The following is a 19,760-nucleotide window of genomic DNA, read 5'->3' as shown; positions in this document are numbered from 1 at the left end:
GTCAGTTGACCGTAACCTGACCGAGGGCGGCTTTCGCTTCCTGAGCCTGATGTTGCGGCGCGTAGACCTGGGTGAAACGCACCGGCGGTAAATTGAACTGGCCCTTCTGCGAGAAACGCACCAGATGGCGCAGGCGCAACTCGCCGCTCAGCGCATCCACCGGCACCGCGTAGGCCAGTTGTCCCGGCTCAAAACGCGCTTTCTCAAGTGCGGTCGGTTCGGTGCCATCCTTGCCCTGCAACTTGATACCCCACGTTGTGCGCTCGACATCGGCGCCCGGTGGCAACGGCACTTCGAGCATGCCGTAGCGCAGCGGTTTCGGTGCCTTGCTGGTGAGGATCACTTCGTCCAGATACAGGCTGTCGCTGGACAGCGGCTTAGTGCCGACCGGCTCCAGTTTGAAGGTGAACGCTTCGTCGCCCGGCACCAGTCGCGACAGGCGACGGGTGATGGTCACGGCCATTGGATCGACGGCTGGCTGTTGAGTCTGGAAACTCAGCGCCGCGCGCAGCGGACGCTCCTGAGTACCAGAAACCGTCAACACGCTCGGCACCGGCGTCGCCCCCTGCCACGTCCAGAACATCTCGCCACTGGCACCGTAGCTTTTCTTCCAGCCCTCACCCGGCGTCAGCGCAATGGTCGGCGAAGCCTGGGCGATGCTGCGTTGCAGCCAGGTCAGCGCCAGTGCGCGTTCGAGCGTCGATTGCTGCGGCAACAGGCGTTGCAGCAAGGCTTGCGCGCGAGCCTGATCGAACGGTTGTAGCGACAGATTCAGCGCTTCGACAAACGGCTGCGAACTGACCGACAGACGCTGTTGCGCAGCGCCCACCTGACGATTGAATGCGTCAGGCAACGCGACTTTCGCCTGTGTGGCCAGCGATGCGGTCAACACTCGCGCCGCCGCCAGACCGAGCGCCGAATCCGGATCACTCATCACCAGGCTGTCTACGCCATCGTCGATCAGGGTTTCGGCATTGCCTTCACCCGCCTTCGCCAGATCCTCCATCAACCCCGTCAGCAGCGTGTTCACCGGCAAATGCATCTGCTTGGCGAACGACAGAATCAACGCCCGTTGCAGCAACGGCGTGTTCGGCGCCTGTTTGGCGTAAACCTCCAACACGCGCTGCCAATGCTCCGGGGGCAGCGTCAGATCCAGTACCTGGCTGGCATTCCAGTCGGCGAAGTAGGCGTAAGCGGTGAGGAACGCATCCGGCTCACCGTCGTAGCCCCACCAGGTGAAGCTCGCCGACGGCCCGGCCATTTGCACCAACCGCAGACGGCTGTTCTGCATGATCAGACGCAAGCGATCGCGGATCTGCGGGCTCGATGCCAGCGAAGGATAGGCAATGCTCAGCGGCAACAGGCGACTGGCGGTCTGCTCGACTCCGCCGTACGGGTAGCTGAGCAGATCATCGAGCGCCGAACGGAACAGCGCTTGCGGGCTGTCATCCAGCCGCAGGCGAATATCGGTGGCGTCCGCCGGCAGGCTCAGTGGTGTATCGCCGCTGACTACGTCGAGGCTCTGCGTCTGGGTCATTTGCCAGCCGTCACCGGTCGCGCTCAAGCGCACGGCCAGAGAATCAGCGGTTTTGCCGTCCTGCACCAACTCCGCCGTCCACTCGCCGGAAGCCAATGCGAACGCCGGCAGCGGCAGGTAGTTGATGCCGTTGTTCAGGGTCACCGGCAGGCGTTGTTCGGTGCCGGCGTAGTGGGTGACCAGCTCAGCCTTGACCGGTTTCTCGGCTTGGCTGAACGCGAAAATACCGAGTTGTGGCTGATCACCCTGACGGAATTTGCTCGGCCCGCTCCACTTCAGGTACAGCGGTTTTTCCGAGCGGACAAACTGCTTCTTCTGACCGACCTGACCGTCATCGGCGATGGCGCGAGCGGTGATGCGCCAGCGGGTCAGCGAGTCGGGCATCTTGAAGGTGAAGCGGGTTTTGCCGTCGGCACCGGTCAGCAATTCCGGTTGCCACGCAGCGGTATCGACGTCTTCACGACGCGGCCGCTCCAGCACTTTTACGCCACGTTCACTGCGGTTGGCTTTGCCCGGCGCACCGGGGCTGCCCGGCAGCGCGACGTCGTAACTGATGAACGACAGGCTGGCGCTGGTGCGCACGTTGTTGCGCCGTGGATGGTAGAAGAACTGGTCGATGGTCGGCGCGACTTCTGGCTGCAACGCGTAAACCATTTCGTCGACAACACTCACCGTCAGATGCGCCGGAACTGCATTACCGGCGAACTGCGTAGTCAGGTCGACGGTCACCGTGTCACCCGGCAGATACACCTGTTTGTCGGTGCTGATCGCCACGTCGATTTGCGGCGCGATCACTTTGATCCCGGCATTCTGGAAACTGTACTGACCGCCCTTGGTGTACAGCACGGAGAAGGTCAGGTTCGGTGCGAAGTTATCCTTCACCGCAATGCGTGCGCGGTATTGGGTGTCGCTGAGTTTTTCCAGTTTCAACCAGTCGCCGCCCTTGGCCAGCAGCGCGGTGGCTTCGACCTTGTCGCGCTCCAGCGACAGCAGTGCATCATTGACCGGTTCAGGGAAGGTGATCAGTGCCAGCGCTTCATCGCCGGCCTTGTACTCAGGTTTGTCGAGGACGATTTCGACGGTGCCCGGCACAGCTTTGACGCCGTCACCGGTGACCGCATGACCGGTGGCGCCGAGGACGCGACCGTGTTGATCCTTGAGCGTCAGGTTGTAAGTGCCCGGACGTTCGAAGGCCAGATTGAAACCTTTGTCAGTCGCCGCAAGTTTGCCTTCGCCAGTGCTCTGGTCTTCCAGACGTACCCAGCCGTAAGTGCTCGGCGTGACCGCTTTGCTCTGCTCGGTGCCGCCCTCGTTGGCGTAGCTGAACGCGACCTTGTCGCCGACCGCACTGAAACGCTGCGGCGCACTCAAGCGGAAACTCGCGGCGCCACGGTCAATGAGGATTTCCTTGGTGGTCTTGACCCGATACGCCGCGCCATCGCTGGCGAACACGGTGAGCATGTAGCGGCTCGGTTTGTCGGCGGCCGGCAGGTCGAGGGTGGCGTTGCCTTTGCTGTCGGTGGTCAGTTCGGTGCTGGTCAGCTCCACCGGGAATTGCCCGAGGTATTGCAGTTCGTTGTCGACCATCGACAGTTGCTGCGCGCGCAGGCTCAGGGTCAGTTTGGCGTTCGCCACTGGTTTGCCGTCCGGGTACAACAGCACCAGACTGCCCTTGACCGGTTCGCCGGTGCGGTAATCCTGCTTGGCCAGATTCAGCGAAATCTCGAAGTGTGGCTTGATGTACTCAGCCACGCGGAAGGCGCTGCTGTAGGCCTGATCCTTATAGTTGAAGCGAATCTCGTACCCGCCCGCCACCGCGTTATCCGGCAACTGGAAACGACCCTGAGTGCCGGCCTTCGAATCGAGTTTCAGATCAAGGCGTTGCAGCTCGGTGCCAGTGGCGTCGAGCACGCTGACATTGACGTATGCGGCACCCGGCAACACCGAATCCCGCGCATTCTTGAACTCGCGACCGACGATTTTCAGCGACACCCAATCACCTGGGCGATACAGCGGTCGGTCGGTGAAGGCATAGAGTTTGGTGTCGTAAATTTCGCTGTCGTAATAGAAGTTTTCCGAGACGAATACTCCGCCCTCCTCGTCCTCGCCGATGACGAAAGAGCGCTCGGGGCTGACGTGTTTCAGGCGCAGCAAACCATCGGCATCAGTGGCGCCACTGCTCATCACGCCGAGGCCGTCGGTCCACAGCACATTGACCTTCGGCACCGAACTGCCTTCGTGTTTGCGCGCGGCCCAGACCAGCAATTCATCACCGGCAATCTTGCTCACTGCCACGGTGTTGGAAACGAAGACCATGGTGGTCGCACGGTACTTGCCGATCAGCGCTTCGACCAGATAAAGACCCGGTTTCAACTGACCCAGCGGAATGTAAACGTTACCCGGCGCGACGCTGACAAAGTCGCTGGAAGACCCGGCCAGATTGACCCCGGCCGGTGGCTGTATCGGCTTGGCCTGCCACAGCGGATAACGGAACTGGCTGACTACCGGCAAGCCCGGAATCAGCGCGAATTGCGGCTGCGCGTCGTACGGTGTCGGCGCGACGATGGCGTTGCCCATCTTCAGCTCCGGCACTTCCTCGGTGACCTGTTTGCGCGACTCGTAGGAGAACGCTCGCTGCATCACCCTACGGGATTTTCGGTACCAGTTGTCCCACAGATACGCGAGGGTGTTGGACAAGCCTTCGCCCTTGAACTGACCGTCGCTGACCACCCGGTGCAGGTTCTTCTGGCGCTTGAGAAAGTCCAGCGGCTTGTCGATGCGGTACACGCGAATGTCGGCGCCGCCGTAAGGCTCCATGCGGAAACGCCGATAGTCGCGGCCCGGCGCTTCGAGGCGAACCATGGCCTGCTCGTCGGCAGCGAAACTGCTGTCAGCCAACAGGAAAAAACTTTCGCCGGACACCGGCGCGTAGCCGCTCGGCTCAACAGTGTCTTCGGCGTTCACGGCCGAAAATGGCAGGGCTAATACCAACAGCAGAGGCAGTAAACGCAACATGCGGGCACCGGTCATTGGGAGAGGAAGTTCAGTCGATAGACGCCGATGAAGTTGGGGTTGGCTGCGTCGGGTATCCATCGGGTGTCCTTCCATGTCATGAGTTGCTGCAGGCTTGCCGAACGCATGCCGTTGTCAGTCGGGGTGGTGGTGCCGGTGTGATAGGCGATGTAGCGGCCCATCCAGATCATCAGGTGCTGGTCGTCGCCCTGATCGAAAAACATCAGGTCACCTGGCCGCGCCTGCGACACGTCGCGGCTCACCAGATGACTGTTGAACTGAATCAGTTTGATTGCGTTGACGTACGGCCCGATCTTGCCGCCGCCCTGCTGCCATTGCTGGGCGAGCTTGCGCTGATCGTCGCTCAGCGACAGTTCCGGCGGCAGGTAACGATTGGACAGGCCATTGCTGCGCAGCCATTTATCGTCGTGGACTTTCAGCGCTTCGTTGGCAGCGAAGCGCACCAGCCCGGCGCAATCCTGTTGATACCAGCGCGGGCTCGGGCCCTGGCTCAGTTGCTCCTGGGCGATGCGCACGAACCAGGCGCGAAACACTTGGGATTGTGCAGGATCGAGCGCAGGCGTTTCGACGGCTCGGGCGCCGGCGCTGAGTAACAGCGCGAGCAAGCCGAGGCTGCGGATCAGTGCCGTCACAGCGCTTTCCACTCCAGCGGCAGCCACTGCCAGTGACCATCCGGCTCGCTGCCTTCTGGCAAGGTCAGGGCATATTTGCCGTAGCCGCCGAGAGTGCGAAGTTTTGGGATCAGATAGGTTTGCGCGGCGTTGTAGAACACCGGTTCCATGTCTTGCGGCAGGCTGTCGAGGGTTTCCTGCTGCATCAGCTGCGCCATCGAATCCGGGCCGAAATAGATCGGCATCAGCACGTCTTTAGGCAGCACATCGGCCATCGGCGGGAAGCGTTTGTCGAGGGTACCGAGGGCTTTGTCGACCAGTTTGTCGTCGAGGGAAAACAGCAGCGTCGAACCGTGACGGGCGAGGCTGACCTTCATGAACGCCTTGCCGCTGATTGCATCCGGATTCTCGGCGTCTTTGGCCGCGTAGGGACCGAAGCTGGAGCTGACCTGACGCTGCCAGACGTGGCTCTGACCTTCCTGTTTCTCCACTACAGGGAATACTTTTTCTTCGACGTTGGACTCGAAGGCGCCGACCATCGACCCGAACAGTTTGCCGAGATCGCCGTCGAGCTTGCTGCTGTCCTCGTCCTTCAGACTGGCCACCAGCAATGGCGTGTACAACCGCGAATCGGCGTACCAGCACAAGCCCGCGGCGCCCGCCACGTGTTCGGTGAGCGTCTGTGCCACGGCGTCTTCCGCCCCGAGTTTTACCAGCAACGGCTTTTGCGGTTCGGCAGCTACCGGCAACGTTACGCAGGCACTGGCGCCCAGTGGCATGGCTTGCCAGACCGGTTTGAAATCGAAATCCGGCTGGTTTTCCAGCTCGTCCATGGCGAGGTAGCTGTGCCAGCCCTTGTCGTCCATGTCGAAACGCAGGCCGGCGAAGTTCGGGATGAAGCGCTGGTAGCCCATGGCGAGGACGCTGGAATTCACCGAGAGTCGCTGTCTGGTTTCCGGGGTTTTAGCAGGCAGGCCGAAGGCTTCGGGGAACAGCTTTTCGCCGTTGAGCAATGCTGCCAACGCTTGCGGCGAGACGTGGCCGGATTCCTCGGACACGCCGCTTTCAGGGTCGTAGTACTTGGCCGGATTGGACAGAACCACCAGTTTGTCGCCGCGCGAAGCGAACAGCAGCGATTTGCTGGCGTTGTAGCTCAGTTGGTACAGCGGCACCTCGTCACTGCCAACCTTGAGATTGCCGAAAACGCTGAGCTGGGTGTCATCCAGCGCGACTTTCGCCAACGGCTCCAGCAGCTTGGCCAAACCCCCGCGATCCATCACCAGCAGAAAGTCCTTCACGCGACCATCGGCACCGCGCCACAGCGCGACATCGGCAGGCTGATCGAAAAGCTGTTCGATCAAGCTGTCCTGCAACTTCAGATCATGCTCGTAAATGATTCGGCGCAGACTACCGATCAAGCCGAGGCGATCGGCGTGAGTTTCGTAATAGAAGACGAAATCTTCGGTGAGCGTAGCCTTGAGGAACGGCACCGTCAGCAGGTCTTTGGGCAACTGGCTCAGCGAGCGGGTTTCCAGCAATGCATCCGGGCGGCTCAGGCCGAGCCTGTCACCGGCAAGCTCCACCGGCGGCGCCTTGGGTTTGAGCAGCAGCCAGCCAAAACCGCCCGCCACGCTGGCCACCAGGCACAGTCCGACCAACAGCAACGGCCAGCGCCGGGAAGGTTTGCCAGCAGGTGTTTCGGCAGCCGGGGTAACAGTGTTATCGCTCATCTTCACGCTCATTCCCAACGCTCACGATTTCATCCATGGCGGGATACTTAATAGTTGAAAGTCTTGACCAGCAGCAGATCACCAATCGCCCGCAGGGGCACGATGAACGTCTCGCGTTTTTCGTCGACGGTGTTTTCATTGAGCACCAGCGTGATTTGCGAGGTAATCACCTCGTTCTGATTGCTGGTCTCCTCGAAGTTATAGCCGCCGTTGCCGAAATTGCCCCAATAGTTGACGTAAACCAGATAGGTGCCGTGCAGCGGCGCGGTCATGGTGAACATCTCAGGGCCGGGGCCATCGACGCCGTCGGGGTCGAGGCCGCCGCCGTTGCTCAATGCCGGCCGCGCCCAGAACGCATGCTGGCCATCGGGCGTGACAATGTGCAGATCCAGCTCAGCCTTTGGATCGTCCCACCCCAAGACAAGACGAATTCGCGCCGGCGTGCGCAAATTATTTGCTTCATAAAATTGCACGCGCTTGAGCGATTGGCCCTCGGCGCTGATCACCTCGACGCTGTTGGAACCGGCGCCAAAGGCATAAGGCCGGGCGAAACGGCCCTGATCATCGGTGTACAGATTCAGCGGATTGCCATTGACGGCGAGGCTGTGCGGCGGGCGCATATGGCCGATGGCCTTGAGCTGGCCCTGGATCATCGTGCGATTGCGCTGGATGCCACGATCGATCGGTGGCGTCGGATAGGCGACTTGCGGGTTTTCCGTGCGATCGAGCAAGCCGTGATAACGCCAGCCACCCACCGGTTCCGACAGCTCGGCACTCGGTCCGGCCAGCAGCGCGGGTGCGCAGACCATCCCGATCAACAGCAAAATGAATGAACGCATGTAATGCCTCCTGCCATGCCTGAACGAAACCTTGCACCCGATCCTCGGTACTTCACAGCCTCTGAAACTGCGTTTCGTCTGAAAGACCCGTGACTATAGGGTCGTAGAAGGCGCGAAGATTATCCATTCGGCGTTTTTTTAACAATCGGATACAGGTGCTATCGCTGTAGGAATTACGCGTATTTGTTGTGCGTGAGCCGAATAGCGGAATTATTCGGCTCACAGAATGAGCCGAATACACCGTCAACCTCCTGGAATCCCCCTATATCCCCTTGCTCCCTCGCCACGGAAATACGGGGCGGAGATAGCCCGCTCATTTGCCCATACCCCCCCTATCTGCTAGTGTCGCGCCGGTTTAACGTCAACCGGAAACTGCCGCCATGGCCCGCAAAAAAGCTGCACTGGATTTCGAACAGTCCCTCGCCGACCTGCAAACATTGGTCGAGCGTCTGGAGAACGGTGAATTGTCGCTGGAAGACTCGCTGACCGCTTTCGAGCAGGGCATCGGGCTGACCCGTGACTGCCAGGCAGCGCTGGCTCAGGCTGAGCAGAAGGTGCAAGTGCTGCTGGAGCGCGATGGCGAACTCGCCGAGGAACCCTTCGACGCGGAACAGCCAGAATGATTGCAGCGTATTCGGCGACCAGCCAGGCCCGGGTCAACGCGGCACTGGAAAGCCTGTTCAACGCCCCGTTGCCAGAACTGGCGCGCCTCTATGAGGCCATGCGCTACAGCGTGATGAACGGCGGCAAACGCGTGCGTCCGCTGTTGGCTTACGCCGCGTGCGAAGCCCTCGGTGGCGAGGCTGAGCAGGCTAACGGTGCGGCCTGCGCGGTGGAGCTGATCCACGCCTATTCGCTGGTGCACGACGATTTGCCGGCGATGGACGACGACGACCTGCGTCGCGGCCAGCCCACCACTCACAAGAAATTCGATGAGGCTTGCGCGATTCTCGCCGGTGACGGCTTGCAGAGTCTGGCGTTCAGCGCCTTGCTCGATCCGCGCCTGAGCGACCTGAGCGCCGATATCCGTTTGCAGATGGTCAGTGCGCTCGCACTGGCCGCAGGCCCGGCCGGCATGGTCGGCGGTCAAGCCATTGACCTCGGTTCGGTCGGTCTCAAGCTCGATCAGCAAGCCCTTGAACTGATGCACCGACACAAGACCGGTGCGCTGATCGAAGTCAGCGTCAAACTCGGTGCCCTGGCCAGCGGCCGCGCCGAGCCGGATGAACTGCAATCCTTACAGACTTACGCACAAGCCATCGGCCTCGCCTTCCAGGTGCAGGACGATATCCTGGATGTCGAAAGCGATACCGCCACCCTCGGCAAACGCCAAGGCGCCGATATCGCCCGGGACAAGCCGACCTACCCGGCGCTGCTCGGCCTGGACGCGGCCAAGGCTTATGCGCTGGAGCTGCGCGATCAGGCTCTCCACGCCCTGCGACCGTTTGACGCGGCAGCCGAGCCGTTGCGCGAGTTGGCCCGGTATATCGTCGAGCGCCGCAGCTGACGGCGAATCGGCCAAAAAAGATCAACGCGTGGGCAGTGGGCGATGCATCAGGTAAACTGCCGCATCTTTTATACCTATAACGATTCGCCTGATGCCCACGACGTTTCATGAGATTCCCCGCAAGCGCCCGACCACGCCCCTGCTCGACCGTGCGAATACGCCGGACGGCCTGCGCCGGTTAGCCGAAGCCGAGCTGGAAACCCTGGCTGATGAGTTGCGCCTGGAATTGCTCTACACGGTCGGCCAGACCGGTGGGCATTTCGGTGCCGGCCTGGGCGTCATCGAGCTGACCATCGCGTTGCATTACGTCTTCGACACCCCGGACGACCGGCTGGTGTGGGACGTTGGTCATCAGGCTTATCCGCACAAGATCCTAACCGGTCGCCGTGAGCGCATGGAATCGCTGCGCCAGAAGGACGGCATCGCCGCTTTCCCGCGTCGCGCCGAGAGCGAGTACGACACCTTTGGCGTTGGCCACTCCAGCACGTCGATCAGCGCAGCGCTGGGCATGGCGATTGCCGCCCGCCTGCAGAACAGTGATCGCAAGGCGATTGCCGTGATCGGCGACGGCGCATTGACCGCCGGTATGGCCTTCGAGGCGCTGAACCATGCGCCGGAAGTCAACGCCAACATGCTGGTGATCCTCAATGACAACGACATGTCGATCTCGCGAAACGTCGGTGGCCTGTCGAACTATCTGGCGAAGATTCTTTCCAGCCGCACTTACGCGAGCATGCGTGAAGGCAGTAAAAAAGTGCTGTCGCGCCTGCCCGGCGCCTGGGAAATCGCCCGTCGCACCGAAGAATACGCAAAAGGCATGTTGGTTCCAGGCACCCTGTTCGAAGAGCTGGGCTGGAACTACATTGGCCCGATCGACGGCCACGACCTGCCGACCCTGATCGCAACGCTGCGCAACATGCGTGACCTGAAGGGCCCGCAATTCCTGCACATCGTCACCAAGAAAGGCAAAGGCTTCGCCCCGGCGGAAGTCGACCCGATCGGTTACCACGCCATCACCAAGCTCGAGCCTGTCGACGCGCCGGCCACTGCGCCGAAGAAAACCGGCGGGCCAAAGTATTCGGCGGTGTTCGGCGAATGGCTGTGCGACATGGCCGCGGCTGATCCGCGTCTGGTCGGGATTACCCCGGCGATGAAGGAAGGCTCGGATCTGGTGGCATTCAGCGAGCGCTTCCCGCTGCGTTATTTCGACGTGGCGATTGCCGAGCAACACGCGGTGACGTTCGCCGCCGGCATGGCCTGCGAAGGCGCAAAACCGGTCGTGGCGATCTACTCGACGTTCCTCCAGCGCGGTTACGACCAACTCGTTCACGATGTGGCGGTGCAAAACCTCGACGTGCTATTTGCCATCGACCGCGCAGGCCTGGTCGGCGAAGACGGCCCGACCCACGCCGGCAGCTTCGACCTGTCCTACCTGCGCTGCATACCGGGCATGGTCATCATGACCCCGAGCGATGAAAACGAACTGCGCCAGATGCTCACCACCGGTCACCTGTACAACGGCCCGGCGGCAGTGCGTTACCCGCGCGGCAATGGCCCGAATGCGGCTATCGAGAAAGACCTCGAACCGATCGAAATCGGCAAAGGCATCGTCCGTCGTCAGGGCAGCAAAGTCGCCCTGCTGGTGTTCGGCGTGCAACTGGCCGAGGCGCTGAAAGTCGCCGAGAAGCTGGATGCGACAGTGGTCGACATGCGCTTCGTCAAACCACTGGACGAAGCTCTGGTACGCGAGATTGCCGGCAGTCACGAGTTGCTGGTGACCATCGAAGAGAACGCGATCATGGGCGGCGCCGGTGGCGCAGTCAGCGAATTTCTCGCCCGCGAGAATATCCTCAAGTCGATGCTGCATCTGGGCCTGCCCGATGTTTACGTCGAGCATGCAAAGCCTGCGCAGATGCTGGCCGAGTGCGGGCTGGATGAAGCGGGGATCGAAGCGTCGATTCGTGAGCGTCTGGAATTGCTTAACAAGTAAACGCAATACCCTTGTGGGAGCGAGCTTGCTCGCGAAAGCGGACTGTCAGTCAAATCATTTCTGACTGATACACCGCATTCGCGAGCAGGCTCGCTCCCACATTTGATTTGTGTATACCCGATACTCCCCGATGGATTGCCATGAAACTCTCGCGCCTCGCCCTGCCCTTTCTCCTGCTGCCATTCGCCAGCGCTGTCGCCGACACCTTCGAGCGGGATCAAGCGCTGAAGCTGCCGGACGTTTTGATCAGCGCCAACCGTCAGGTCGAAGCGCGCAATGACAGCAGCGCCGCCAACACCGTGTTCACCCGCGAAGACATCGATCGCCTGCAACCGAGCGATGTGTCAGACCTGCTGCGTCGCGTGCCGGGCGTGCAAGTGGCGCAGGCCGGTGGGCGCGGCAGCTTGCCCGGGGTCTATATCCGCGGCACGCAGTCGGCGCAAAGCCTGGTGCTGGTCGACGGCCAGCGCATCGGCAGCTCCACTTCCGGTGACAGCAATCTGCAGCATCTGAACATTGAGCAGATCGAACGCGTGGAAGTGCTGCGCGGTTCGCGCTCGGTGATTTACGGCAGCGATGCGATTGGCGGGGTGATTCATATTTTTACCCGTCGCGGGGCTGAGCAAGGCTTGCAACCACGCATGCATGTCGGCTTCGGCAGCCATCAAACCTGGGAGCGCAGCCTCGGCCTGTCCGGTGGCGACGACAAAACCCGCTTCAACCTCGGCGCCAGCCTGGATGAAACCGCCGGAATCGACCGTACTCATGAGTCATACCCGAGCGACGGCGATCACGACGCCTACCGCAACAAGTCAGTGAGCCTGAGCCTCAGCCATGCGCTGACTGATGACATCGAAGTCGGCGCCAACCTGCTGGATAACCGTGGCAAAAGCGAGTTCGACAATCCGTTCGGACGCTTCGACATGACCACGTTCGAATCGGTCCAGCAACAGCCCTACAGCGATTTTAACGTTAGTAGCGTCAGCAGTTACGTCGATGCCCGGGTCAACGATATCTGGAAAACCCGCATTGAATTCGGCCATACCGAAAACCGCGAAAAGACACTGGATAAGCTCAGCGACGAGCGCACGGTGTTCAACACTTACCGCGATTCGGTGAACTGGCAGAACGACTTGACCCTGGATGCACGCAACAGCCTGATCCTCGGCGGCGACTGGTACGAAGACCGGATCAATAGCAGCACCGCGTTCGACGAGGACAGCCGCTGGAACCGCGCCGCGTTCATCCAGCATCGTTATCAGGCTGACAGTTTCTCCACTGAACTCGGTTTGCGTCACGACGACAACCAGCAGTTCGGCGGTCAGAACACCTGGAGCGGCACATTCACCCTACCGCTCAATCCGGACAACGATCTGCTGCTCAGCTACAGCGAAGGCTTTCGTGCACCGACCTTCAACGACCTGTACTACCCGGATTTCAGCAACCCAAACCTGAAACCGGAAACCTCGAAAAGCTACGAACTGCAATGGCGCAGCCAGTTGAGTGAAAGCAGTCGTCTGGAAGCGTCGCTGTACCGCACGGATCTTGAAGACGCGATCATCTTCGGCAGCAACTCACGCCCGGAAAACGTGGCTTCAGCACGGATCAACGGCTTTGAAGCGGCGCTGAAGCAGGAATTGTTCGGCTGGCAGAGCAACCTTGGCGTGGCGATCATCGACCCGCGTGACCGTGATACCGGCCATACGTTGGCGCGGCGAGCACGGCGGACGTTGAGTTGGGATGTGGATCGGCAGTTTGATCGACTGAGCCTCGGCGCCAGTTGGCAGGCGGTGAGCAACAGCTATGACGACCTGACCAACAATCAAACACTAGGTGGTTACGCGTTGTTCGGTCTGCGCAGCAGTTGGGCGCTGAACCGGGAGATCAAACTGGATCTGAAGGTGGATAACTTGCTGGACAAGGGTTACAGCCGGGCGAACTACAGCTATGACGGCAACCAGTACGGTTATCGCGAGGAAGGCCGGGCGTGGATGTTCGGGGTGACCTGGACGCCTGAACTGCGCTGAAACCTCTGAAGTTGCTGATGCTCCCTGCGGCAGCTCCTGCAGGGGTTAATTGTCAGGCTGGATGAGGTGGCAGAGCTTGCCGGTGGCGTCGATCATCTGGCCACTCGGGCGTTCCAGACCTTTGTCGGTTACCAGCAGCAATGCCCCCTGCTTTACAGCCGCCACCTGCGGCCATGCCTTCCACGCATCCAGCTGCGCCTGATCACTGGCCAGAATCACCTCGGGATCTCGCTGCAATACTGCCTCAATGCTGACTTGCGGCGCCGGCAGGCTCAAGTCGCCGAACACATTGCGCGCGCCGCACACCTCAAGCGCATCGCTGATGATCTGCCCCCCGCCGACGGTATACAGCGGCTTGTCCCACACCTGATAGAACACCTTAAGTGGCGTGTCCCGATGATAACGCTGGCGCAGGTTGTCGAGTTTCTGGCGAAGATCCGCCGCCAGTTTCACCCCACGCTCGGGCCGGCCCAGTTGCCCGGCGATGGCTTCGATTTGCACAGAAAGCTGTTCAAGGCTGTGCGATTCAGCGACGTAAGTCGGGATGTTCAGCCGCTTGAGCTGATCGCGCTGCGCCGGCCCGACACTGCCGGGCCAGAGCAACAACAGATCAGGTTTGAGACTGAGCAAACGCTCCATGTCGAGTTGGCCGTAGCGACCCACCGAGGGAAGATTCGCAATCGCAGCAGGCCGCTCGCCCGCATCCAGCACGCCGACCAGCAGATCGGCGGAATCCAGTTCAACGACGATTTCAGAAAGCGACGGCGCGAGGCTGACTACGCGCAGAGCGGCGAATACAGGGCCATTGATGGCCAGCAGCAGAACCGCCAGCCAGAGACGGCGCATCAGCCGAGTTGACGCGGGATACGGTAGAGGTAAAACAGCACGACGGTGGACAGCGCCAGCAACATCAGTGGTATGGCTTCTAGGCCGACAAATACCGCCAGTGCACCGATCCACGCGGGCAATGCGGCCGCGAGAAATGCCGCTCGGCGGCTTGCTGCGAGGGCGATCCAGGCTGCCGGCTCATCCGCCGTATCGAGGGCTTTTTGCGTAGCGATCAGCGCATGTTTGTAGCGGCCAAAATACTTCAGGCTGACGAACATCGACGCGACACCGGCAATGAACAGCGGCATCGCCAGCACCGGCAGAATCGCCTCGCCCTGACCAAACACGGCATTCAGCACGAACAACGGCACCAGCGCTAACGCCAGGTATTTCCACCAGTCGACGCTGAGGCGACGCTTTACCTGACCGCGAGTCACGCCCTGTCTACCTCACCCTGATGCTCATTGCCCATCATGTGGTCGAGCTTGCTGGCCTTGGTCGCCAGATACAGTTTGTTGTGCGGGTTGTGGCCGGTGTGCAGCGGCACGCGCTCGGCGACGACGATGCCCATGTCGGTCAGGGCTTTGACCTTGCGCGGGTTGTTGGTCATCAGACGCAGGGCCTTCACGCCCAAATGTTCGAGCATCGGCAGGCACATGGCGTAGTCGCGCTGATCGGCGGCAAAACCCAGACGTTCGTTGGCTTCAACGGTATCGGCGCCGCCATCCTGCAATTCATAGGCGCGGATCTTGTTCAACAGACCGATGCCGCGACCTTCCTGACGCAGGTAGAGCAGCACGCCACGACCTTCGCGAGCGATGGCCTTGAGCGCGCCTTCCAGTTGCGAACCGCAGTCGCAGCGCTGGCTGAACAGGGCGTCGCCGGTCAGGCATTCAGAATGCAATCGGCCGAGTACCGGGGCACCGTCGGTGAAATCACCCAAGCTCAGTACGACGTGCTCGCGGCCGGTGGCTTCGTCGAGAAAACCGTGCATGGTGAATTGCGCAAAAGGCGTTGGCAGCTTGGAAGCGGCAACAAAAACGACAGGCACCGGTGTGCTCCTGATCTAAAAAAGTCTGAAGATTCGCTGGGCGGCATTGTAACAGCAGGTTCCTACAGACGCTTAGGCTGAATTATCGGGCATAACGATCAAAAAGTTTGATGACTTCCCCCACAAAATGAGTCCCTCTGGGAGCTGGCTTGCCAGCTCTCACAGGGTTCAGTGTCGAACCGACAGATCCGCGTCACGGCTGCTCGAACGGATACGGCTGCTTCCAGCGCTCGAATATCGGCTTCAGCTCGCCGCTTTTCACCAATTGCTCCATACGTTTGTCGAACAGTGCCATCAACGTGCGCGCCTTGGGGGTGTTGGCGAAGCACAGGTACAGCGGCAATTCGGCAACATGGGTCGTGCGAAATTGCGACGCATCCCTGGCCCGACCGACCACGTAATTGATTTCAGTCAGCGCGTCGATGTAATAGTCCGCACGGTTATGGGTCAGCATCGAGAGGATTCCGGTGCGCCGGATGACTTCGTTGAAGCTCTGCACATTGGGCAGGTAGTTCTGGTAATCGTAGCCGCGCACCCAGGCCAATCGATAGCTGCCCAACGTTTCCAGCGTTGGCGCCGGGTTGCTGGCAAGGCCCAGCGCATAGATGTGATCGATATCGAAATTCCAGCGCGGATAGAGCAGATCACTGAACTCTTCGTGATAGGAGCCCACGCAAGCATCGACTTCTGCACGCTGCGCCAGCCCTACAGAACGAGTATAGGGTTCGCTGCGAATATCGAGTTTTACCCCGACCGGTTCGAACACCTTACGCATCACATCCCAGGCAAGACCATGGCCATCGGCAGCGGTGTAGTCTTCCCAGACTTCGCTGGCCAGATGAATCACCGTGGGCATCGGCGCGGCTTCCTGCGCACTGGCGACAGTGCCCAGCACCGCCAAAAACACTCCTGCCAACCAGCGCCGAGACATCCTTAGTACCCTCTCTAACCTGACAACCCTCGAATCAGGCAAATACCCACACCAGCCCCTGCATCGCCAGCCAGGCGAACACGCCGGCCAGCACGTCGTCGAGCATGATGCCGACACCGCCATGAACATGCCGGTCGATCCAGCGGATCGGCCACGGCTTGAGAATGTCGAAGAAGCGGAACACCAGGAAACCCGCGAGCAACCAGTACCAGCCTTCCGGCACCAGCCACAGGGTAATCCACATCCCGACCATTTCGTCCCAGACGATGCCTTCGTGGTCGTGCACGCGCAGATCGTCGGCCACCTTGCCGCACAGCCAGAAGCCGAACAGCATGGTGATGCCGAGCATCAGCCAGTACCCCCAGTCAGGCAACATCTGCCACAACGGGATAAAGGGTAGCGCAACGAGCGAACCCCACGTGCCTGGTGCTTTGGGCAAGGTGCCCGAACCGAAGCCAAAGGCGAGGAAATGCCAGGGATTGCGCCAGACAGAAGGCGGAACGAATTCGGCCGGAACCTGTTTCGGGTGATCTGTCACGGTGACTCCTGAAAATGTTGATAGCCCCGGATTTGCGGGGTGATGTCGTGCCCTTCGCGGTCCAGTAGCGCCACGCCCTGCCCCTCTGCCACACGACCGATAACATGGATCGGCCAACCATCGGCCAACAGTGCCGGCAGCTCGACGGACGGTAACGTAAAGGCCAGCACGTAATCATCGCCACCGCTCAGCGCCGCACGCTCGGCACCGCGCTGACCAAGAAACGCCACTAGTGCATCCGACAGCGGTACACGCTCACGTTCAATTTGAAGTCGCACCTTCGACGCCAACGCGATGTGCCCGCAATCGGCGAGCAAACCGTCGGAGATATCCAGCGCTGACGTGGCTTTGCCGCGCAGCGCCTGACCGAGCGCGAGTTGCGGTTGCGGTGACCAGTAGTGATCGAGCAGCGGCCGGGCGATGTCCGGCGCGGCGTCGCGCTGGCGCAACACCAGCGGCAATGCACCAGCGGCATTGCCCAGTTCACCGCCGACACACAGCAAATCACCTGGCTGCGCGCCACTGCGGGTCAAGGCCAGTCCGGTGGGGACGCGGCCGAACACAGTGACGGTCAGGCTCAACGGCCCGCGCGTGGTGTCGCCACCGACCAGGGCCACGCCGCAGCTCTGCGACATGCGGTTCAAACCGCGGGCATAGGCTTGCAGCCAATCGGCGGTCACCGTCGGCACAGTCAGGGCAAGGGTAAAGGCAATGGGCGTAGCGCCCATGGCGGCCAGATCGCTGACCGCGACGGCCAGCGAGCGCTGACCGAGCAGATACGGATCGCAAGGATCGGCAAAATGCACGCCGGCCACTAGCGTATCGGTGGAGATTGCCAGCTGTTCCCCGGGGGGAACCGCCAGCAAGGCGCAGTCGTCGCCGATCCCGAGAGCAACGCCCTCGCCGCCCTGCGCACAAGGCGCGGCGGCGAAGAAATTGCGGATCAGCTCAAACTCGCCCATTGGATATCAAGCGCGTATCAGCGCTTGAACGCCTTCACTTCAGCTTCACGCAGACGCGGGGCCAGCTTGTCGAGCACACCGTTGACGAACTTGTGGCCGTCGGTCGAACCGTAGACTTTCGCCAGCTCGATGCCTTCGTTGATCACCACACGGTACGGCACGTCGACTCGCTTGAGCAGCTCCCAGGTGGACAGGCGCAGCACGCACAGCTCAACCGGGTCCAGCTCTTCGATGGTCAGGTCCAGGCACGGCGCCAACGCAGTGTCGATCTCGGTCTGGTTGGCCGGAACACCGTGCAGGATGTCGTGGAAGTAGCTGGCATCGGCAAAGGTAAAATCGTTGTCGACGCGAAACTGCGCTTCGATTTCGTTCAGCGAAGTGCCGGCCAGAAGCCGCTGGTACAAAGCCTGAGTCGCCAACTGACGGGCAGCGCGGCGCTTTTCGCTTTTCGAAGGCTTGCCGGCGTCCGCTGGACGTGGGTCGCGCGGGTTGAAACGATCGCTTTCGTCGCTAATCACTTGGCCTCCAACTGTGCCAGCAGGCTGACCATTTCCAGCGCGGACAGGGCAGCTTCAGCACCTTTGTTACCGGCCTTGGTGCCGGAACGTTCGATGGCTTGCTCGATGGAATCAACGGTCAGGACGCCGAACGCAACCGGAACGCCGAACTCCATGGACACCTGGGCCAGGCCCTTGGTGCACTCGCCTGCCACGTATTCGAAGTGCGGAGTACCGCCACGAATGACCGCGCCGAGGGCGATGATTGCTGCGAACTCGCCTTTCTGAGCGACTTTCTGCGCAACCAGCGGGATTTCGAAGGCGCCAGGAGCGCGGATGATGGTGATGTCGCTTTCGCTCACGCCGTGGCGAACCAGGGCATCAACTGCACCGCTGACCAGGCTTTCAACAACGAAGCTGTTGAAACGGCCCACTACCAAAGCGTAGCGGCCTTTAGGGGCGATGAAGGTACCTTCGATGGTCTTCAGGGTCATTCGTCAGTTCTCTTAAAGAGCCGGGACGCGTCTGCTACGCGTCCCTCAGTGATTTATTTGCCGCGAATTCAGGGCCGGAAACAACCGGTCATTATTCGGAGGGCACGTATTCTACAACTTCCAGATCGAAACCGGATATCGCATTAAATTTCATGGGTGCCGACATCAGGCGCATTTTGCGTACACCGAGGTCACGCAGGATCTGCGAACCGGCACCGACGATGCTGTAAGTGGTCGGTTTTTTCGCCGGCACCTGATCGCCGGTTTCACGAATATGCGCCAGCAACACGTCGCCATCCAGTGGGTGACCCAGCAACAGCACCACGCCGCTGCCGGCCTCGGAAACCGCAGCCATGGCTGCGCGCAGGCTCCAGCGACCAGGCTGCTTGACCATCAACAGATCGCGCAGCGGGTCCATGTTGTGCACGCGAACCAGGGTTGGCTCTTCAGCGCAAACAGTGCCCAGCGTGAGGGCCATGTGCACGTCGCCTTCCACCGAATCACGATAGGTCACCAGGTTGAATTGGCCCAGTTCGCTGTCCAGTGGCTGCTCGGCAATCCGCTGAACGGTACGTTCGTGGATCATCCGGTAGTGAATCAGGTCGGCAATGGTGCCGATCTTGATGTTGTGTTCAGCGGCGAACGCTTCCAGCTCAGTGCGACGGGACATGGTGCCGTCGTCGTTCATCACTTCGCAGATCACGCCGCTTGGCTCGAAACCGGCCATGCGCGCCAGATCGCAAGCGGCTTCAGTGTGGCCGGCGCGCGCCAGGGTGCCGCCAGCCTGAGCCATCAGCGGGAAGATGTGGCCAGGGCTGACGATGTCTTCAGCCTTGGCGTCTTTCGCGGCGGCAGCCTGCACGGTGCGTGCACGGTCAGCAGCGGAGATGCCGGTGGTCACGCCTTCGGCCGCTTCGATCGACACGGTGAACTTGGTGCCGAACCCGGAGCCGTTGCGTGGTGCCATCAGCGGCAGCTTCAACAGTTCGCAGCGCTCGCGGCTCATCGGCATGCAGATCAGGCCACGGGCGTGCTTGGCCATGAAGTTGATGTGTTCGGCCTTGCAGCACTCGGCGGCCATGATCAGGTCGCCTTCGTTCTCGCGGTCTTCATCATCCATAAGGATGACCATCTTGCCTTGGCGGATGTCTTCAACCAGTTCTTCGATGCTATTGAGCGCCACAA

The 19,760-nt window shown here is 60.9% G+C and carries 17 protein-coding genes; 4 read left to right on the top strand and 13 right to left on the bottom strand.

The annotated features are described in order from the left end of the window. Position 1 precedes the first annotated feature (1 nt). Genes H8B20_RS24475 through H8B20_RS24460 form a run of 4 tightly spaced genes read right to left on the bottom strand, consistent with a single transcriptional unit; the run spans position 2 to position 7,750 of the window. Positions 2-4,567, bottom strand: coding sequence for an alpha-2-macroglobulin family protein (locus H8B20_RS24475; RefSeq protein ID WP_210624848.1), 4,566 nt, complete (start codon positions 4,565-4,567; stop codon positions 2-4). Next, the gene (locus H8B20_RS24470; protein ID WP_150602092.1) at positions 4,564-5,202 is read right to left on the bottom strand and encodes a DUF1175 domain-containing protein; all 639 of its coding nucleotides are present in this window, start codon (positions 5,200-5,202) and stop codon (positions 4,564-4,566) included. The genes H8B20_RS24475 and H8B20_RS24470 overlap by 4 nt, the downstream gene beginning before the upstream one ends. After that, positions 5,199-6,911 (bottom strand): DUF2138 domain-containing protein, encoded by a 1,713-nt coding sequence (locus H8B20_RS24465; protein WP_210624847.1) that lies wholly within the window; start codon positions 6,909-6,911, stop codon positions 5,199-5,201. The genes H8B20_RS24470 and H8B20_RS24465 overlap by 4 nt, the downstream gene beginning before the upstream one ends. A gap of 47 nt (positions 6,912-6,958) precedes the next feature. Beyond that, a complete protein-coding gene (locus H8B20_RS24460) occupies positions 6,959-7,750 on the bottom strand; it encodes a YfaP family protein (protein ID WP_210624846.1) in 792 nt (263 codons plus the stop codon). 380 nt (positions 7,751-8,130) lie between these two features. On the opposite strand from H8B20_RS24460, the gene H8B20_RS24455 reads away from it, so the two are divergent. From H8B20_RS24455 to H8B20_RS24440, 4 genes are all read left to right on the top strand, one after another. Beyond that, the gene (locus H8B20_RS24455) at positions 8,131-8,373 is read left to right on the top strand and encodes an exodeoxyribonuclease VII small subunit (protein WP_003228627.1); all 243 of its coding nucleotides are present in this window, start codon (positions 8,131-8,133) and stop codon (positions 8,371-8,373) included. Further along, the gene (gene ispA / locus H8B20_RS24450) at positions 8,370-9,257 is read left to right on the top strand and encodes a (2E,6E)-farnesyl diphosphate synthase (RefSeq protein WP_210624845.1); all 888 of its coding nucleotides are present in this window, start codon (positions 8,370-8,372) and stop codon (positions 9,255-9,257) included. The genes H8B20_RS24455 and ispA overlap by 4 nt, the downstream gene beginning before the upstream one ends. A 91-nt stretch (positions 9,258-9,348) precedes the next feature. Further along, positions 9,349-11,247: a 1-deoxy-D-xylulose-5-phosphate synthase gene (gene dxs, locus H8B20_RS24445; protein ID WP_042561290.1), complete on the top strand. Its 1,899-nt coding sequence runs from the start codon at positions 9,349-9,351 to the stop codon at positions 11,245-11,247. A 140-nt stretch (positions 11,248-11,387) separates the two neighbouring features. Beyond that, on the top strand, positions 11,388-13,274 hold the full coding sequence (locus H8B20_RS24440; protein ID WP_210624844.1) for a TonB-dependent receptor domain-containing protein: 1,887 nt from the start codon (positions 11,388-11,390) through the stop codon (positions 13,272-13,274). Positions 13,275-13,319: 45 nt separating this feature from the next. Here the strand turns inward: H8B20_RS24440 and H8B20_RS24435 are convergent, their stop codons facing one another. The 9 genes from H8B20_RS24435 to ribBA form a co-directional block, all read right to left on the bottom strand. Beyond that, positions 13,320-14,120, bottom strand: a complete 801-nt coding sequence (locus tag H8B20_RS24435) for a cobalamin-binding protein (RefSeq protein ID WP_210624843.1) — start codon at positions 14,118-14,120, stop codon at positions 13,320-13,322. Next, entirely contained in the window at positions 14,120-14,539 is a 420-nt protein-coding gene (locus H8B20_RS24430; protein ID WP_042561293.1) for a hypothetical protein, read from the bottom strand. The genes H8B20_RS24435 and H8B20_RS24430 overlap by 1 nt, the downstream gene beginning before the upstream one ends. Further along, on the bottom strand, positions 14,536-15,153 hold the full coding sequence (gene ribA, locus H8B20_RS24425; RefSeq protein WP_042561294.1) for a GTP cyclohydrolase II: 618 nt from the start codon (positions 15,151-15,153) through the stop codon (positions 14,536-14,538). Before ribA ends, H8B20_RS24430 begins: the two co-directional genes overlap by 4 nt. Positions 15,154-15,346: 193 nt before the next feature. After that, complete coding sequence (locus H8B20_RS24420) at positions 15,347-16,084, bottom strand: substrate-binding periplasmic protein (protein WP_210624842.1); 738 nt, start codon at positions 16,082-16,084, stop codon at positions 15,347-15,349. A gap of 34 nt (positions 16,085-16,118) precedes the next feature. Then, a complete protein-coding gene (locus H8B20_RS24415) occupies positions 16,119-16,622 on the bottom strand; it encodes a phosphatidylglycerophosphatase A family protein (RefSeq protein ID WP_011336134.1) in 504 nt (167 codons plus the stop codon). Further along, the gene (gene thiL, locus H8B20_RS24410; protein WP_210624841.1) at positions 16,619-17,584 is read right to left on the bottom strand and encodes a thiamine-phosphate kinase; all 966 of its coding nucleotides are present in this window, start codon (positions 17,582-17,584) and stop codon (positions 16,619-16,621) included. Before thiL ends, H8B20_RS24415 begins: the two co-directional genes overlap by 4 nt. A gap of 17 nt (positions 17,585-17,601) precedes the next feature. Then, complete coding sequence (nusB, locus tag H8B20_RS24405) at positions 17,602-18,102, bottom strand: transcription antitermination factor NusB (protein ID WP_047303669.1); 501 nt, start codon at positions 18,100-18,102, stop codon at positions 17,602-17,604. After that, positions 18,099-18,575 (bottom strand): 6,7-dimethyl-8-ribityllumazine synthase, encoded by a 477-nt coding sequence (ribH, locus tag H8B20_RS24400; RefSeq protein WP_003228649.1) that lies wholly within the window; start codon positions 18,573-18,575, stop codon positions 18,099-18,101. Before ribH ends, nusB begins: the two co-directional genes overlap by 4 nt. Positions 18,576-18,666: 91 nt before the next feature. Further along, entirely contained in the window at positions 18,667-19,758 is a 1,092-nt protein-coding gene (gene ribBA / locus H8B20_RS24395; RefSeq protein ID WP_042561298.1) for a bifunctional 3,4-dihydroxy-2-butanone-4-phosphate synthase/GTP cyclohydrolase II, read from the bottom strand. Positions 19,759-19,760 lie beyond the last annotated feature (2 nt).

It is taken from the genome of Pseudomonas sp. P42 (assembly GCF_017973755.1).
Classification (GTDB): Bacteria; Pseudomonadota; Gammaproteobacteria; order Pseudomonadales; family Pseudomonadaceae; genus Aquipseudomonas; species Aquipseudomonas iridis.
This window is presented reverse-complemented; position numbering and strand designations above follow the sequence as displayed.

What these genes read in the sequence shown, in the direction of transcription:
- H8B20_RS24455 (WP_003228627.1), top strand. Translation starts at nt 8,131, where the DNA reads ATGGCCCGCAAAAAAGCTGCACTGGATTTCGAACAGTCCCTCGCCGAC.
- H8B20_RS24440 (WP_210624844.1), top strand. Translation starts at nt 11,388, where the DNA reads ATGAAACTCTCGCGCCTCGCCCTGCCCTTTCTCCTGCTGCCATTCGCC.
- thiL (WP_210624841.1), bottom strand. Translation starts at nt 17,584, where the DNA reads ATGGGCGAGTTTGAGCTGATCCGCAATTTCTTCGCCGCCGCGCCTTGT.
- H8B20_RS24475 (WP_210624848.1), bottom strand. Translation starts at nt 4,567, where the DNA reads ATGACCGGTGCCCGCATGTTGCGTTTACTGCCTCTGCTGTTGGTATTA.
- ribH (WP_003228649.1), bottom strand. Translation starts at nt 18,575, where the DNA reads ATGACCCTGAAGACCATCGAAGGTACCTTCATCGCCCCTAAAGGCCGC.
- H8B20_RS24420 (WP_210624842.1), bottom strand. Translation starts at nt 16,084, where the DNA reads ATGTCTCGGCGCTGGTTGGCAGGAGTGTTTTTGGCGGTGCTGGGCACT.
- H8B20_RS24460 (WP_210624846.1), bottom strand. Translation starts at nt 7,750, where the DNA reads ATGCGTTCATTCATTTTGCTGTTGATCGGGATGGTCTGCGCACCCGCG.
- H8B20_RS24435 (WP_210624843.1), bottom strand. Translation starts at nt 14,120, where the DNA reads ATGCGCCGTCTCTGGCTGGCGGTTCTGCTGCTGGCCATCAATGGCCCT.
- dxs (WP_042561290.1), top strand. Translation starts at nt 9,349, where the DNA reads ATGCCCACGACGTTTCATGAGATTCCCCGCAAGCGCCCGACCACGCCC.
- ispA (WP_210624845.1), top strand. Translation starts at nt 8,370, where the DNA reads ATGATTGCAGCGTATTCGGCGACCAGCCAGGCCCGGGTCAACGCGGCA.
- H8B20_RS24465 (WP_210624847.1), bottom strand. Translation starts at nt 6,911, where the DNA reads ATGAGCGATAACACTGTTACCCCGGCTGCCGAAACACCTGCTGGCAAA.